Origin of the sequence: Bradyrhizobium septentrionale (assembly GCF_011516645.4) — a bacterium.
GTDB lineage: Bacteria > Pseudomonadota > Alphaproteobacteria > Rhizobiales > Xanthobacteraceae > Bradyrhizobium > Bradyrhizobium septentrionale.
In genome coordinates this window covers 9,234,455-9,247,641 of record NZ_CP088285.1, presented here as the reverse complement: position 1 = coordinate 9,247,641, position 13,187 = coordinate 9,234,455, and the positions used below count along the sequence as shown (strand labels likewise).

Annotated in this window: 7 protein-coding genes and 1 riboswitch; of the genes, 2 read left to right on the top strand and 5 right to left on the bottom strand. The window is 64.0% G+C overall.

Annotated elements, in window-relative coordinates; translation table 11 throughout:
- Nucleotides 1–1,804: 1,804 nt before the first annotated feature.
- Nucleotides 1,805–1,960, bottom strand: coding sequence for a hypothetical protein (locus tag HAP48_RS46465; RefSeq protein ID WP_166207079.1), 156 nt, complete (start codon nt 1,958–1,960; stop codon nt 1,805–1,807).
- 1,778 nt (nt 1,961–3,738) lie between these two features.
- On the opposite strand from HAP48_RS46465, the gene recA reads away from it, so the two are divergent.
- Nucleotides 3,739–4,827 (top strand): recombinase RecA, encoded by a 1,089-nt coding sequence (gene recA, locus HAP48_RS46460; RefSeq protein ID WP_166207076.1) that lies wholly within the window; start codon nt 3,739–3,741, stop codon nt 4,825–4,827.
- Between the two features lie 160 nt (nt 4,828–4,987).
- Here the strand turns inward: recA and HAP48_RS46455 are convergent, their stop codons facing one another.
- The 4 genes from HAP48_RS46455 to gcvT all read right to left on the bottom strand — a co-directional run bounded on the left by HAP48_RS46455 (nt 4,988) and on the right by gcvT (nt 10,053).
- On the bottom strand, nt 4,988–5,425 hold the full coding sequence (locus HAP48_RS46455) for an acyl-CoA thioesterase (RefSeq protein WP_166207073.1): 438 nt from the start codon (nt 5,423–5,425) through the stop codon (nt 4,988–4,990).
- Between the two features lie 188 nt (nt 5,426–5,613).
- Nucleotides 5,614–8,502, bottom strand: a complete 2,889-nt coding sequence (gcvP, locus tag HAP48_RS46450) for an aminomethyl-transferring glycine dehydrogenase (RefSeq protein ID WP_166207070.1) — start codon at nt 8,500–8,502, stop codon at nt 5,614–5,616.
- A 23-nt stretch (nt 8,503–8,525) separates the two neighbouring features.
- Nucleotides 8,526–8,891, bottom strand: coding sequence for a glycine cleavage system protein GcvH (gene gcvH, locus HAP48_RS46445; RefSeq protein ID WP_166207067.1), 366 nt, complete (start codon nt 8,889–8,891; stop codon nt 8,526–8,528).
- A gap of 16 nt (nt 8,892–8,907) precedes the next feature.
- Entirely contained in the window at nt 8,908–10,053 is a 1,146-nt protein-coding gene (gene gcvT, locus HAP48_RS46440) for a glycine cleavage system aminomethyltransferase GcvT (RefSeq protein ID WP_166207064.1), read from the bottom strand.
- Between the two features lie 140 nt (nt 10,054–10,193).
- Nucleotides 10,194–10,283: riboswitch (glycine riboswitch) on the bottom strand.
- 202 nt (nt 10,284–10,485) lie between these two features.
- On the opposite strand from gcvT, the gene alaS reads away from it, so the two are divergent.
- A complete protein-coding gene (gene alaS / locus HAP48_RS46435) occupies nt 10,486–13,176 on the top strand; it encodes an alanine--tRNA ligase (protein ID WP_166207061.1) in 2,691 nt (896 codons plus the stop codon).
- Nucleotides 13,177–13,187 lie beyond the last annotated feature (11 nt).

Genomic DNA, 13,187 nt, shown 5'->3' with positions numbered 1-13,187 from the left:
GCTGGATGCCCGCGTTTCCAGACGGGGTTCGTCAGCCGCATGAACCGGGGACTCCGGTCGGAGCAGGGGCGGCGATAGCCGTCAGGATGGCCGGGCGCAGGTTCTGGTTTTCCGCCGGCGCTGTCCCGGTCAGGACATCGATTTCTTCGGATCAGGACGCTCGGAAGCGGGATAGCTTTCGTGCCTTTCCGGCCTCGGCGTGTCTTCCGGCACAACGCTGCCCGCTTGAAATATATGCGGACGACGTGCGCTGAACAGGAACCGACTTGGGCAGCGCCCAGTTGTCACAGGTTCGGTTGCTGTCCGCCGACGGCACCGGGCGATGTGGGAAGCCCGGCCTCAGCGTGGCCCCCGCGCTGGGGTCGTTTATCTTGGGACAAGCACGTCATGGGGCGAGCCATGTGGAGCAGGCGGCTTTCGTCAGCCAATTGCCTGGTCCCGACCGGTCATCGCATTCGTCATTTCCTGTTGAAGATTGCATCGGCCAACCAACGATCCCCGGGCGCCGGAGGTTTCACAGCGCCGGGGATCGCTACTCCCGGTGGGCTTGGGGGCTAAGGCCGGGAGCTTGAGAACCGACTCTCCAGGTTCCGGTTCGTTCCTCGGATTGCTGCTCCATGGCCGAAAAATGCGCAACGCCGCCCGCATTGAAATACGACGGGCGGCGTTGGTTCTAGCCCCAGGAGGGTTGGCAAAATCCTGACCTGGACAGCTACGGACGAGCAGGGCGCAAGGTTCACATCTTTGGTCCGTATGACTCCGGTACTCCAAACGCACCCAGCAAAGTGTCGGTTTGAGGTCTAGAATCGAGTGACTGAGTTGCTTTGGCCTCGGCGGGTCCCCCTCGCCGGGGCCCTTTTCGTTTGGATCGTCGAAGCGAGGAATGAGGCAGCGCAGAACAGCCCGCCGCGTTGGCGGCCGTCCGCGTTCCCCGGCTGGATGTCGAGCTGGATGTCACCGCAGCAAGAGCCAGGCCACGCTGACGAACAGGGCCACCAGCGACACCGCCGCAGCGCAGACAAAGGCAACCTCCACGCCATCGATATGGTGGTGGTTCGCCTGCATGATCGTCCTCCCTGATCTAGAGGGGCATCCGCAAACCCCGGGACATCAGCCACTCCGTCAAGTGAGCGGTGGTCTCGTCATGCCGCGCCTTCCTCAGCAGGATCTCTTTGGTGGATCGGGGGAAGCGTGCCGGCTGCTGGCGCATGGCCTCGTCGGCAAGACGTTCTTGCAGTGATTGCGCGTGCCTGGAACGACGCCGCTTCTGCATGGCGCTGCACCCTGCTGGCGTTGGGCGGGAGCGCTAACCGGGCGATCTCATCACCGGTCGATGCCCACGGGCGGTGCGGTGATGAATAATCAACGGATAGAAAGACGGGATGTTCCGCGCAGCGGGAAATTAGGACACTTGTCAAAATGAGGTAATCCACGAGGGCGGGCTCCGTTGCCACTTTTTCCCGATACAGTGAATTGCGCTCTCCGGACGGAGCGCCCAAGGGGGCGGCCCCGGCGCGTATCCCGCTAGCCCGCGCGCCGGGGCCGTTTCGAGTGATCGAAGGACACCGGACAGCACAACGCCGCCCGCTTGAAAATCTTGCAGACGGCGCTGGGCTCTAGCCCCGAGAGGGTACGAACAAAATCCCGGTGATGGTCGGTCTTGCCGGAGCAACGAAAGGTTCACAGGCCGGTCGCCAAAAAGAGCGCCGCTTCTCTCGTTGGCACAATCTGCGGATATCAGAGACGTTTGCGGGGCTATCAATTGAAAACAGGAACGAAGCGCGTCCGCCAGCCGAGGGCGGTCTTACTCTTTCGGCTCCGGATGCAGCTTGCGCTTCTGGGCTTCGTGCTCTGCAATTAACTGCGCCATGCCGTCGACGGTCTGCCGATCCGTGATCGTCCGGGCGAGCGCTGCGTAATGGACGCTTCTTTCGTCCAACTCGACACACTTCGCACACATGGCGTGCGCTCCCATTCCAATGAAAGGCGGGAGCCCGGTAGGTCTCTCAGCCACCGACGCCCAAAATCGTGCCGGTGATGCGCTATAACCAAGTTATCGTGGGTTAGTTTCTCGCTGGGCGATCTTAATCCTGGAGACTCAGCCACTCGGTCAAAGGGCTCAGCAACGCCTCTCGCGCAACCAGTTGCCTGATGTCCCGTAACTGGGAGTGTCGGCCCATTCTTCCATTTTGGTACTACGGGCTGGCTGGGGCCGTTCGGTCCATCCCGGTCACGGACGGCCCTATCTTTTGTTCTCGTAAGAACGGATTGAGCATCATCAAGATTTATATGCCCAGAACCGTGAATATGGCCGCTCATTAGTTCTACTGAGAACATCGGCCAAGCCTTGGTTTCTGTTCGCTTAATCCAAAACGGACCACGCCAAGATTCAAACCGGACCGCCAGGGGATAAAGCCGGCCAGCACCGATTTGCCGGTGCTGTCCCAATTAGGACACCCAGTACGGCAGGCTAGGACACTTCTGAACGACCGGGAAAAAGTGGCAATTCCTGACGGCTATGTTTAGATTTGAGATCTCGGGTGTCACGCCCCGATTTTCGTTGATGCATAGGAAAACTTGGCCTCGGCGCTTTCACGGCTCCGGGGCCTTTTTCTTGGTCTCGCCATCACCGGGATTCTACGGAGTCCACCTTTGCGCCGTTCGGCGCTAATTGTCTCGCTGCCGGGGCTAGATTTCATCCCGAAGCAATTTTCAGATTTCCGGTAGAGGGGCCGTCCGCGTGACCGGCCCCTTTTCATTTGGCGCCGCCCTTATCGATGGGTGGGCCATTTGAGGAAAGGCTGGGGAGTAATCCGAGCGCGCCCTCGGCATTGCCACTTTTTCCCGGTACCGTGCACAGCGCTCTTTGGATGGGCGTGGAGAACGGCTCCGGCGCGTTGGCCCTGTTAGCCCCGGGATAAGTGCCGGGGCCGTTCCCTTGAAGCTCGGGAAGCTTGGCGTGAATGGTGTCGAGTACAGCCTTGCGAGTCTCGCGGTCGTCGCGCTCATCGTCGGCGTGGGCTGGTTTCTGATCGGCTGAGCCAGGCGCTGGCACATTCTGCAGATATCAGGGACGTTTGCGGGGCCATAAATTCCCGACAGGAACGAAGCGCGCTCAGCAGCACTTATTGCATGTCCGGCGCTTGACGGGCGCTGGGACGACCAAAGTGCAACTTGGCCCCGGCTTGTGCCCCTTCGCTGGGGCCGCTTCTTTGAATGTTGCCGCTCACGATCAAGCGGAAACTGGCATCCTTCGCCAAGATATACGCGATGCGTCCAAACGAACTGATCTATCTTGGCGGTCTCTCGACCGGGTTAGATCAGGTGGAGGGCGAGGGAAAAGGCGAGGCAGCGTGATGCATGTATCTCGCCTTTTCTTTTGGGCGCCAGGAACTCCGTTCACCCACGGAGAACCCCGGTAACACTTCTCCTCTGTGGAGAAGAACAGTTGTCGGACCATAACAATTGCTAAAGCCAGAACATCCGATGTGCGACTCAGTAGTCCTACCGAGAACAACGGCTAAGCATTGGTTGCCGCTCGGTTAATTCAAAACAGGCCACTCCGAAAATCAAATTAGGCCACCAGGGGATAAAACAGGCCAGCACCAATTCGCCAGAAAGAACATATTGCGAACATAGAACAAACGTGGTACGAGGTTCCAATCAAAAACGCATTCCGCCCGATCTCATCACCCGTTTGTCCCGCTAGCGAATCCCCGCCATAAGGAGCACATCCCAATGTCTGCTACTGCCCTGCGTATCGTCGAAGGATCCTCCATGGACAAGTCCAAGGCCCTCTCAGCCGCGCTCTCCCAGATCGAGCGCCAGTTCGGCAAGGGCTCGGTGATGAAGCTCGGCAAGAACGACCGCTCGATGGATGTCGAGACGATATCTTCGGGATCGCTCGGGCTCGACATTGCGCTCGGCGTCGGCGGGCTGCCGAAGGGCCGCGTCGTCGAGATCTACGGGCCGGAGTCCTCGGGCAAGACCACGCTGGCGCTGCACACGGTGGCGGAAGGCCAGAAGAAGGGCGGCATCTGCGCTTTCATCGACGCCGAACACGCGCTCGACCCGGTCTATGCGCGCAAGCTCGGCGTCAACATCGACGAGCTGCTGATTTCGCAGCCGGACACCGGCGAGCAGGCGCTGGAAATCTGCGACACGCTGGTGCGCTCCGGTGCGGTCGACGTGCTGGTGGTCGATTCGGTCGCGGCGCTGGTGCCGAAGGCCGAGCTCGAGGGCGAGATGGGCGATGCGCTGCCGGGCCTGCAGGCGCGCCTGATGAGCCAGGCGCTGCGCAAGCTCACCGCCTCGATCAACAAGTCCCACACCATGGTGATCTTCATCAACCAGATCCGCATGAAGATCGGCGTGATGTACGGCTCGCCGGAGACCACCACCGGCGGCAACGCGCTGAAGTTTTATGCCTCGGTCCGCCTCGACATCCGCCGCATCGGCGCGATAAAGGAGCGCGACGAAGTGGTCGGCAACACCACCCGCGTCAAGGTGGTGAAGAACAAGCTGGCGCCACCCTTCAAGCAGGTCGAGTTCGACATCATGTATGGCGAGGGCGTCTCCAAGATGGGCGAGATCCTCGACCTCGGCGTCAAGGCCGGCATCGTCGAGAAGTCCGGCGCCTGGTTCTCCTATGACAGCCAGCGGCTCGGCCAGGGACGCGAGAATTCCAAGGCCTTCCTGAAGGCGAACCCCGACATCACCGCCAAGATCGAAGCCGCGATCCGGCAGAACTCCGGCCTGATCTCCGAGCAGATCCTCGCCGGCACGCCCGAGCGCGACGCCGAGGGCGAAGAGCCGACTGAGGAGTAAGCCGTAAGGCTGCAAGACTTCGCTGCAAGCGGGCGCTGAGGACGTTGAGTTGCCGACGTCTTCGGCGCCCGTTTCGTTTGGTCGTGGCGTTGAACGAGCCTGCGGGCGGGCGCTGGAACCTGATCGGCTTGTCCGATCGTTTGATCCATGTCTGCCGCGCTTACCCCTGCGCCAGTGCCTTTTCCCGGCTTGCGATCAGCGCGCGCAAGTCCTCGGTCACCGCGACCGATTGGTGCGTCTTCTGATCGGTGGCAACCCAGATGATCTCGCCGGTGGCGCGAAGGTCGTCGGAGCCCTTGGCGAAGATCGCGAGCGCAAGCACGATCGAGGAGCGGCCGATCCGTGCGACCCGCACGCAGACCTCGATGTCCTCGTCGAACCGGATCGGCGCCTTGTATTCGACGACCGATTTCACGGTGTGAAAGTCGACGCCGGTCCGCGCCACCTCGCCGAGATAATCGTAGCCCATCGCGCGAAAATATTCGGTGATCGCCGTGTCGAAATAGGTCAGATAGTGGGCGTTGAACACCACGGCCTGCGCGTCGACCTCGGAATAGCGGACGCGAAACGGGAAATGAAACCAGAATTCCTCGCGCATGAATCCTCCTGCCGCGGCATTGCGGGGCCGTCACTCGCCCCGCAGTCTCGCCGGGCTCGCTCAAATGTCACCATATCCTCATCCTCAACAGGCCATGCCTTGATGGCCGCGAGCACGGCGTCAGCATCAACCGCGATCGGACGACCCAATTGCGCCCATTGGAATGTTTAATGGTTGCTACAATAGCGCTACTCCGCCGCCTGCGCGTAATCTTCCACCGGCGGACACGAGCACACCAGATTGCGATCGCCATAGACGTTGTCGACGCGGCCGACCGGGCTCCAGTATTTGTCGGAACGTGACACGCCCGCGGGGAAGCAGCCCTCGGTGCGGGTGTAGGCCCGGTTCCAGGCATCGTCGGCGATGTCATGGACGGTGTGCGGCGCGTGGCGCAGCGGCGACGCCTCGACCTTCCAGCGGCCCTTCTCGATCTCCGCGATTTCATTGCGGATCGCGATCATGGCGTCGCAGAAGCGGTCGATCTCGAACTTCGATTCCGATTCCGTCGGCTCGATCATCAGCGTGCCCGCCACCGGGAAGCTCATGGTCGGCGCATGGAAGCCGTAGTCGATCAACCGCTTGGCGATGTCGTCGACGGTGACGCCGCTGGTCGTCTTCAGCGCCCGCGGGTCGACGATGCATTCATGCGCGACGCGGTCACGGGCGTTGCGATACAGCACCGGGAAGTGGGGCTGCAGCCGCGCGGCGATGTAGTTCGCGTTGAGGATCGCAATCTCCGTGGCGCGCGTCAGCCCTTCGCCGCCCATCATCAGGATGTAGATGTAGGAGATGGTCAGGATCGACGCCGAGCCGAACGGCGCAGCCGACACCGGGCCGATGGCGTGCGCAACCGTGCCGTCAGTTGCGGGATGGCGATTCTCAGGATGACTTGGCAGATAGGGCGCAAGATGCGCCTTGACGCCGATCGGGCCCATGCCGGGGCCGCCGCCGCCATGCGGGATGCAGAAGGTCTTGTGCAGATTGAGATGGCTGACATCGGCGCCGTAATCGCCGGGCCGGGAGAGCCCGACCTGCGCGTTCATGTTGGCGCCGTCGAGATAGACCTGTCCGCCATGCGCATGCACGATGTCGCAGATCTCGCTGATGTGCTCCTCGAACACGCCGTGGGTCGACGGATAGGTGATCATGACGGCAGCGAGATTGGCCGAATGCTTCTGCGCCTTGGCGCGAAGGTCCTCGACATCGACGTCGCCGCGCGCATCGCAGGCCACCACCACGACGTCCATGCCGACCATCGCGGCCGAGGCCGGATTGGTGCCGTGGGCGGAGGAGGGGATCAGGCACACCTTGCGGTGCGGCTCGCCGCGCGCGAGATGATAGCCGCGGATGGCGAGAAGCCCGGCATATTCGCCCTGCGCGCCGGAGTTCGGCTGCAGCGAGACCGCGTCATAGCCGGTGATGTCGCAGAGCCACGCCTCCAGCCGCTGGAACAGCGCGTGATAGCCCTCGGCCTGATCGGCAGGCGCGAACGGATGCAGATTGCCGAACGCCGGCCAGGTCAGCGGGATCATCTCGGTGGTGGCGTTGAGCTTCATGGTGCAGGAGCCGAGCGGGATCATGGCGCGGTCGAGCGCCAGGTCGCGATCACTGAGCTTGCGCATGTAGCGCAGCAGTTCGGTCTCCGAGCGGTGCGTGTTGAACACCGGGTTGGTGAGGAAGGCGCTGGTGCGCCGCAGCTCCTTCGGCAGCGCCTCGCGCGCGGCCGCCTCGATCTCGGCATAGCTGAGCTTGCCGCCGAACACGCGCCATACCGCCTCGACGGTCTCCGGCGTCGTGGTCTCGTCAAGCGCGATGCCGAGCGTGGTCGCGCCGATTCGCAGATTGATCCGCTCCGCCAGCGCGCGGGAGACAATCTCGATCTGCTTTGCGCCAGCCTCGACGGTCACGGTGTCGACGAACGCTTCGCTCACAGGTGCAAAGCCGAGCTTGCGCAGGCCTGCGGCAAGCACGGTGGCGCGGCGATGCACGCTGCGTGCGATGTGGGTCAGGCCCTCGGGGCCGTGATACACCGCATACATCGAGGCGATCACGGCGAGCAGCACCTGCGCAGTGCAGATGTTCGAGGTCGCCTTCTCGCGGCGGATATGCTGCTCGCGGGTTTGCAGCGCCAGCCGATAGGCGGGCGCGCCGCGCGAATCCACCGAGAGGCCGACGATGCGGCCGGGCAGCGAGCGCTTCAGCGTGTCGCGCACCGCCATGTAGGCGGCGTGCGGCCCGCCATAACCCATCGGCACGCCGAACCGCTGCGCCGAGCCGATTGCGATGTCGGCGCCGAGCTCGCCGGGCGAGGTGAGCAGCGTGAGCGACAGCAGGTCGGCCGCCACGATCGCAAGCGCGCCCTTGGCGCGCAACGATGCGATCGCGGGCTTGAGGTCGCGCACCGCGCCCGATGTGCCCGGATATTGCAGCAGCGCGCCAAGTACGTCGGCCTTGTCGAGTTCGGTCAGGGGATCGCCAACGACCAGCGCCCAGCCCAAGGGCGCTGCGCGCGTGCGCATCACCGCAAGCGTCTGCGGATGGACCTCCTTGTCGACGAAGAACACCTTGGCCTTGACCTGCGAGTGGCGCTCGGCGAGCGCCATCGCTTCCGCCGCCGCGGTCGCCTCGTCGAGCAGCGAGGCGTTGGCGACGTCGAGGCCGGTGAGGTCGCAGACCATGGTCTGGAAGTTGAACAGGGCTTCGAGCCGGCCCTGGCTGATCTCGGGCTGGTACGGCGTATAGGCGGTATACCAGGCCGGGTTTTCCAGGATGTTGCGCTGGATCACCGCCGGCAGGATGGTGCCGGAATAGCCCTGGCCGATCAGCGAGGTGAACACCTGATTCTGCGCGGCGAGCTCGCTCATATGCGAAAGCGCCTCGGTCTCGCTCAGCGCGCGGCCGAGGTCGAGCGGCGCCTTCTGGCGGATCGACGCCGGCAGCGTCTCGTTCATCAGCGCCTGCAGGCTCGCGGCGCCTACCGTCTCCAGCATCGCGTTGATGTCGCGCGGCGACGGTCCGATGTGGCGGCGGACGAAATCGGTGGCGGCTTCGTTGATCGGCTTGAAGGGCGCGTTCATGGCTTGATCCTTGGGCTGATCCTTTAGGCGGTGTGGGCGGCGTAGGCGGCCTCATCCATCAGGCCGCCGAGTTCGCTGTTGTCTGCAATCTTCAGCTTGAAGAACCAGGCCTTGCCGCCGGCGTCCGAATTGACCAGCGCGGGCTCGGCAGCGAGCTCTTCGTTGACCTCGATTACCTCGCCGGTGATCGGCGCGTAGACGTCGGAGGCGGCCTTGACGGATTCGACGACGGCGGCGGCCTCAGCCTTCTTCAGGCTGCGGCCGACCTTGGGCAGTTCGACGAACACGACGTCGCCGAGCTGCGATTGCGCGTAGTCGGTGATCCCGATCGTGGCGACGTCGCCCTCGATGCGGAGCCATTCGTGGTCGGACGTGTACAGCGTCGTCATGGAGATCCTCTGGCGTTTAGCGTTTGTAGGTATTGGGAACGAAGGGCGTGGCGGCGACTTTCAGCGGCAGCCGCTGGCCGCGCACTTCGGCGAAAACGGTGGTGTCGAGCGCGGAAAGCGAAATCGGCAGATAGCCCATCGCAACCGGCGCATTGAGGCTCGGGCCGAAGCCGCCCGACGTCACCTTGCCGATCTGCTCGGTCGAGGTTGGATCGGCAAACAGGGCGGCGCCTTCGCGCACAGGCGCGCGGCCGTCAGGCTTCAGGCCGACGCGGCGGCGGGAGGCGCCTTGCGCGAATTGGGCGAGGATCTTGTCGGCGCCCGGAAAACCGCCGGCGCGGGCGCCGCCGCTGCGGCGGACCTTCTGCACCGACCATTCCAGCGCGCCTTCGATCGGCGTCGTCGTGGTGTCGATATCATGGCCATAGAGGCAAAGCCCAGCTTCGAGCCGCAGGCTGTCCCGCGCGCCGAGCCCGATCGGCAGCACGTCGGGATTGTCCAGCAGTGCGGTGACAAGGGTTTCGGCCTTGTCCGCCGGCACCGAGATCTCGAAACCGTCCTCGCCGGTGTAGCCGGAGCGCGAGACGAAACAGTCGATGTCGGCGACGCGGCGCGGACCGGCGTCCATGAATTTCATCGCACTGACATCTGCACAAAGTTTGGCCAGCGCCGATTCGGCTTTCGGCCCCTGCAGCGCGATCAGCGCGCGGTCGGCCAGCGACACGATTTCGCAGGCGTCGGAGAGATGCGCACGCAGATGCGCCTCGTCCTCGGCCTTGCAGGCGGCGTTGACCACCAGGAACAAATGATCGCCGAAATTCGCGACCATCAAATCGTCGAGCAGCCCGCCGTCGTCATTGGTGAATTGGGCGTAGCGCTGCCGTCCCGGCGCGATGCCGACAATGTCCTGCGGCACCAGTTTTTCCAGCGCGAGCGCCGCGTCAGCGACATTGCCGGATTTGGCCTTCAGCACCAGCTGGCCCATGTGGGACACGTCGAACAGGCCGGCGTTGCCGCGGGTGTGCAGGTGCTCCTTGAGCACGCCGGCGGTGTATTGCACCGGCATGTCATAGCCGGCGAACGGCACCATCTTGGCGCCGCGCGCCAGGTGCAGCGCGTGCAGCGGGGTCTGTTTCAGCGGGGAGGTTTCGCGCGCAAGCATCACAGGGCCCTCGCGGTTCCCGCAGGGGACCTATTTCCCCTTGAGAAACCTGCAGAAAGCCCCATCTGTCGCTGTGCCTGAGAGTATTATCCCGTCGGCGGACGCATCGGGGATGACCCCAGCGCCTCTTTCCAGATGTCAGACGTCACGCGGTCCTTTTGCCTGAGAGTTTCCGGGGCGGTTGCTCCTTCGGCGCCGGCGCAAGGCCGGTCTCTCCCGACGTGACTTAGCTATAGGTAGGTAGAAAACACGGCGCCACCAAGACTGTCAACGCAGCTCTCGCTGCTATCCAATGGGCTTTGTGCTGCCGCGGCAAGCCCATGATCCGCCTGCACAGTTTCTGGACACCGCAGCTGGCCTTGTCTAAAAGCGTTCGGCCGGAAAATGACGCCTTTTTGCGGCTGGCCGGCCCCTTTTTCCGATTGGATGAACATGAGCAGCGTCAACGACATCAGGTCGACATTTCTGAACTTCTTCAAGGAGAACGGCCACGAGATCGTGGCGTCGTCGCCGCTGGTGCCGCGCAACGACCCGACCTTGATGTTCACCAATGCCGGCATGGTGCAGTTCAAGAACGTCTTCACCGGCGTCGAGAAGCGCGCCTATCAGCGCGCCACGACGTCGCAGAAGTGCGTGCGCGCCGGCGGCAAGCATAACGACCTCGACAATGTCGGCTACACCGCGCGCCATCTCACCTTCTTCGAGATGCTCGGCAATTTCTCGTTCGGCGACTACTTCAAGGAGCGCGCGATCGAGCTCGCCTGGAATCTGATCACCAAGGATTTCGGGCTGAAGAAGGACAAGCTGCTGGTCACCGTCTACCACACCGACGACGAGGCGGCCGGCTACTGGAAGAAGATCGCGGGCTTCTCCGACGACCGCATCATCCGCATCCCGACTTCGGACAATTTCTGGGCGATGGGCGACACCGGCCCGTGCGGGCCGTGCTCCGAGATCTTCATCGATCGCGGCGAACACATCTGGGGCGGACCTCCGGGCAGCCCGGAGGAGGATGGCGATCGCTTCCTCGAATTCTGGAACCTGGTGTTCATGCAGTACGAGCAGGTGACGAAGGAGGAGCGCGTGGCGCTGCCGCGTCCCTCGATCGACACCGGCATGGGGCTGGAGCGCATGGCCGCCATCCTGCAGGGCGTCGAGAGCGTGTTCGAGACCGATCTGTTCCGCCATTTGATCGATGCGGCCGCGTCGGCGCTCGGCCATGGGCCGAACGCGCAGAACGTCGCGTCGTACCGGGTGATCGCGGACCATCTGCGCTCGTCGGCGTTCCTGATTGCCGACGGTGTGCTGCCGTCGAACGAGGGCCGCGGCTATGTGCTGCGCAGGATCATGCGCCGCGCGATGCGCCACGCGCAGCTTCTGGGTGCGAGCGAGCCGCTGATGCATCGCCTGGTCTGGGCGCTGGTCCGCGAGATGGGCCAGGCCTATCCGGACCTGGTGCGTGCGGAGAAGCTGATCGAGGAGACGCTGCGGCTGGAAGAGACGCGCTTCCGCAAGACGCTGGTGCGTGGCCTGTCGATCCTCGATGAGAAGAGCGCCGGCCTCAAGAAGGGCGACATGTTCGACGGCGACACCGCGTTCACGCTGTACGACACTTACGGCTTCCCGCTGGACCTGACGCAGGACGCGCTGAAGTCGCGCGGCATCAGCGTCGATCAAGCGTCGTTCACGGATGCGATGAACCGTCAGCGCGAGAAGGCGCGCGCCTCCTGGGCCGGTTCGGGCGAGGCGGCGACCGAAAACATCTGGTTCCCGCTGCGCGAGAAGCTCGGTGCGACCGAATTCCTCGGCTATGAGACCGAGAGCGCGGAAGGCGTGGTGACGGCGCTGGTCAAGGACGGCGCCGAGGTCGACAGCCTCAAGGCCGGCGAGACCGGTGCGATCGTGCTGAACCAGACGCCGTTCTATGCCGAATCCGGTGGTCAGGTCGGCGACGTCGGCATCCTCACTGGCGAAGGCGTCAAATTCCGCGTCACCGACATGCAGAAGAAGGCCGGCGATCTGTTCGTGCATGTCGGCGCGGTGGAGCAGGGCACGTTGAATGTCGGCACCGCGCTGCAGCTCGAGGTCGACCACGCCAGGCGTTCGTCGATCCGCGCTAACCACTCGGCGACCCATCTGTTGCATGAGGCGCTGCGCCAGGTGCTCGGCGATCACATCGCCCAGCGCGGCTCGCTGGTTGCGCCCGATCGCCTGCGCTTCGATTTCGTGCATCCGAAGCCGATCACTCCGGAAGAACTCGCCCGGGTCGAGGACATCGCCAACGACGTGGTGCTGGAGAATGACGAGGTGACGACGCGGGTCATGGGTGTCGACGACGCCCGCGAAGCCGGTGCGCGCGCGCTGTTCGGCGAGAAATACGGCGATGAAGTCCGCGTCGTCTCGATGGGCAGGAGTGCCCGCGAGCACGGCCAGAACGCGCTCGGCTGGTCGGTCGAGCTCTGCGGCGGCACCCATGTTCGCCGCACCGGCGACATCGGCCTGATCTCGGTCACCAGCGAGAGCGCGGTGGCATCAGGCGTTCGCCGCATCGAGGCGCTGACCGGGCATCATGCGCGCAAGCACGCCAACGACACCATGGCGCTGGCCAAGACCGCGGCGGCCGAGCTGCGCACCACGATCGAGGATGTGCCGGCGCGCATCGCAGCCCTGATGGAGGAGCGCAAGAAGCTCGAGCGCGACCTGTCGGATGCCCGCAAGAAGCTCGCGATGGGCGGCGGCGGCGCGTCGTCGAACGGCGCGGCCTCCGCCGTGCGCGAGGTCGGCAATGTCAAGCTGCTCGCCCGCGCGGTCGAGGGCGTCGAGACCAAGGACCTCAAGAGCCTGGTCGACGACGGCAAGAAGCAGATCGGCTCCGGCGTGGTCGCGATCGTCGGCGTCACCGAGGACGGCAAGGCCGGCATCGTGGTCGGGGTCACCGCCGATCTGACCTCGCGCTTCAACGCGGTCGAGCTGGTGCGCAAGGGCTCCGAGGTGCTCGGCGGCAAGGGCGGCGGCGGCCGGCCCGACATGGCGCAGGCGGGCGGCCCCGACGGCGCCAAGGCCGATGCCGCGCTGTCGGCGATCGAGCAGGCCATGACTCAACAGGCATCGGCCGGGGCCTGACGGAGAGGCTG

Bases quoted from the DNA above. Each gene is read 5' to 3' on its own strand.
- HAP48_RS46465 (WP_166207079.1), bottom strand. From the start codon at position 1,960: ATGTGTGCGAAGTGTGTCGAGTTGGACGAAAGAAGCGTCCATTACGCA.
- recA (WP_166207076.1), top strand. From the start codon at position 3,739: ATGTCTGCTACTGCCCTGCGTATCGTCGAAGGATCCTCCATGGACAAG.
- HAP48_RS46455 (WP_166207073.1), bottom strand. From the start codon at position 5,425: ATGCGCGAGGAATTCTGGTTTCATTTCCCGTTTCGCGTCCGCTATTCC.
- gcvP (WP_166207070.1), bottom strand. From the start codon at position 8,502: ATGAACGCGCCCTTCAAGCCGATCAACGAAGCCGCCACCGATTTCGTC.
- gcvH (WP_166207067.1), bottom strand. From the start codon at position 8,891: ATGACGACGCTGTACACGTCCGACCACGAATGGCTCCGCATCGAGGGC.
- gcvT (WP_166207064.1), bottom strand. From the start codon at position 10,053: ATGCTTGCGCGCGAAACCTCCCCGCTGAAACAGACCCCGCTGCACGCG.
- alaS (WP_166207061.1), top strand. From the start codon at position 10,486: ATGAGCAGCGTCAACGACATCAGGTCGACATTTCTGAACTTCTTCAAG.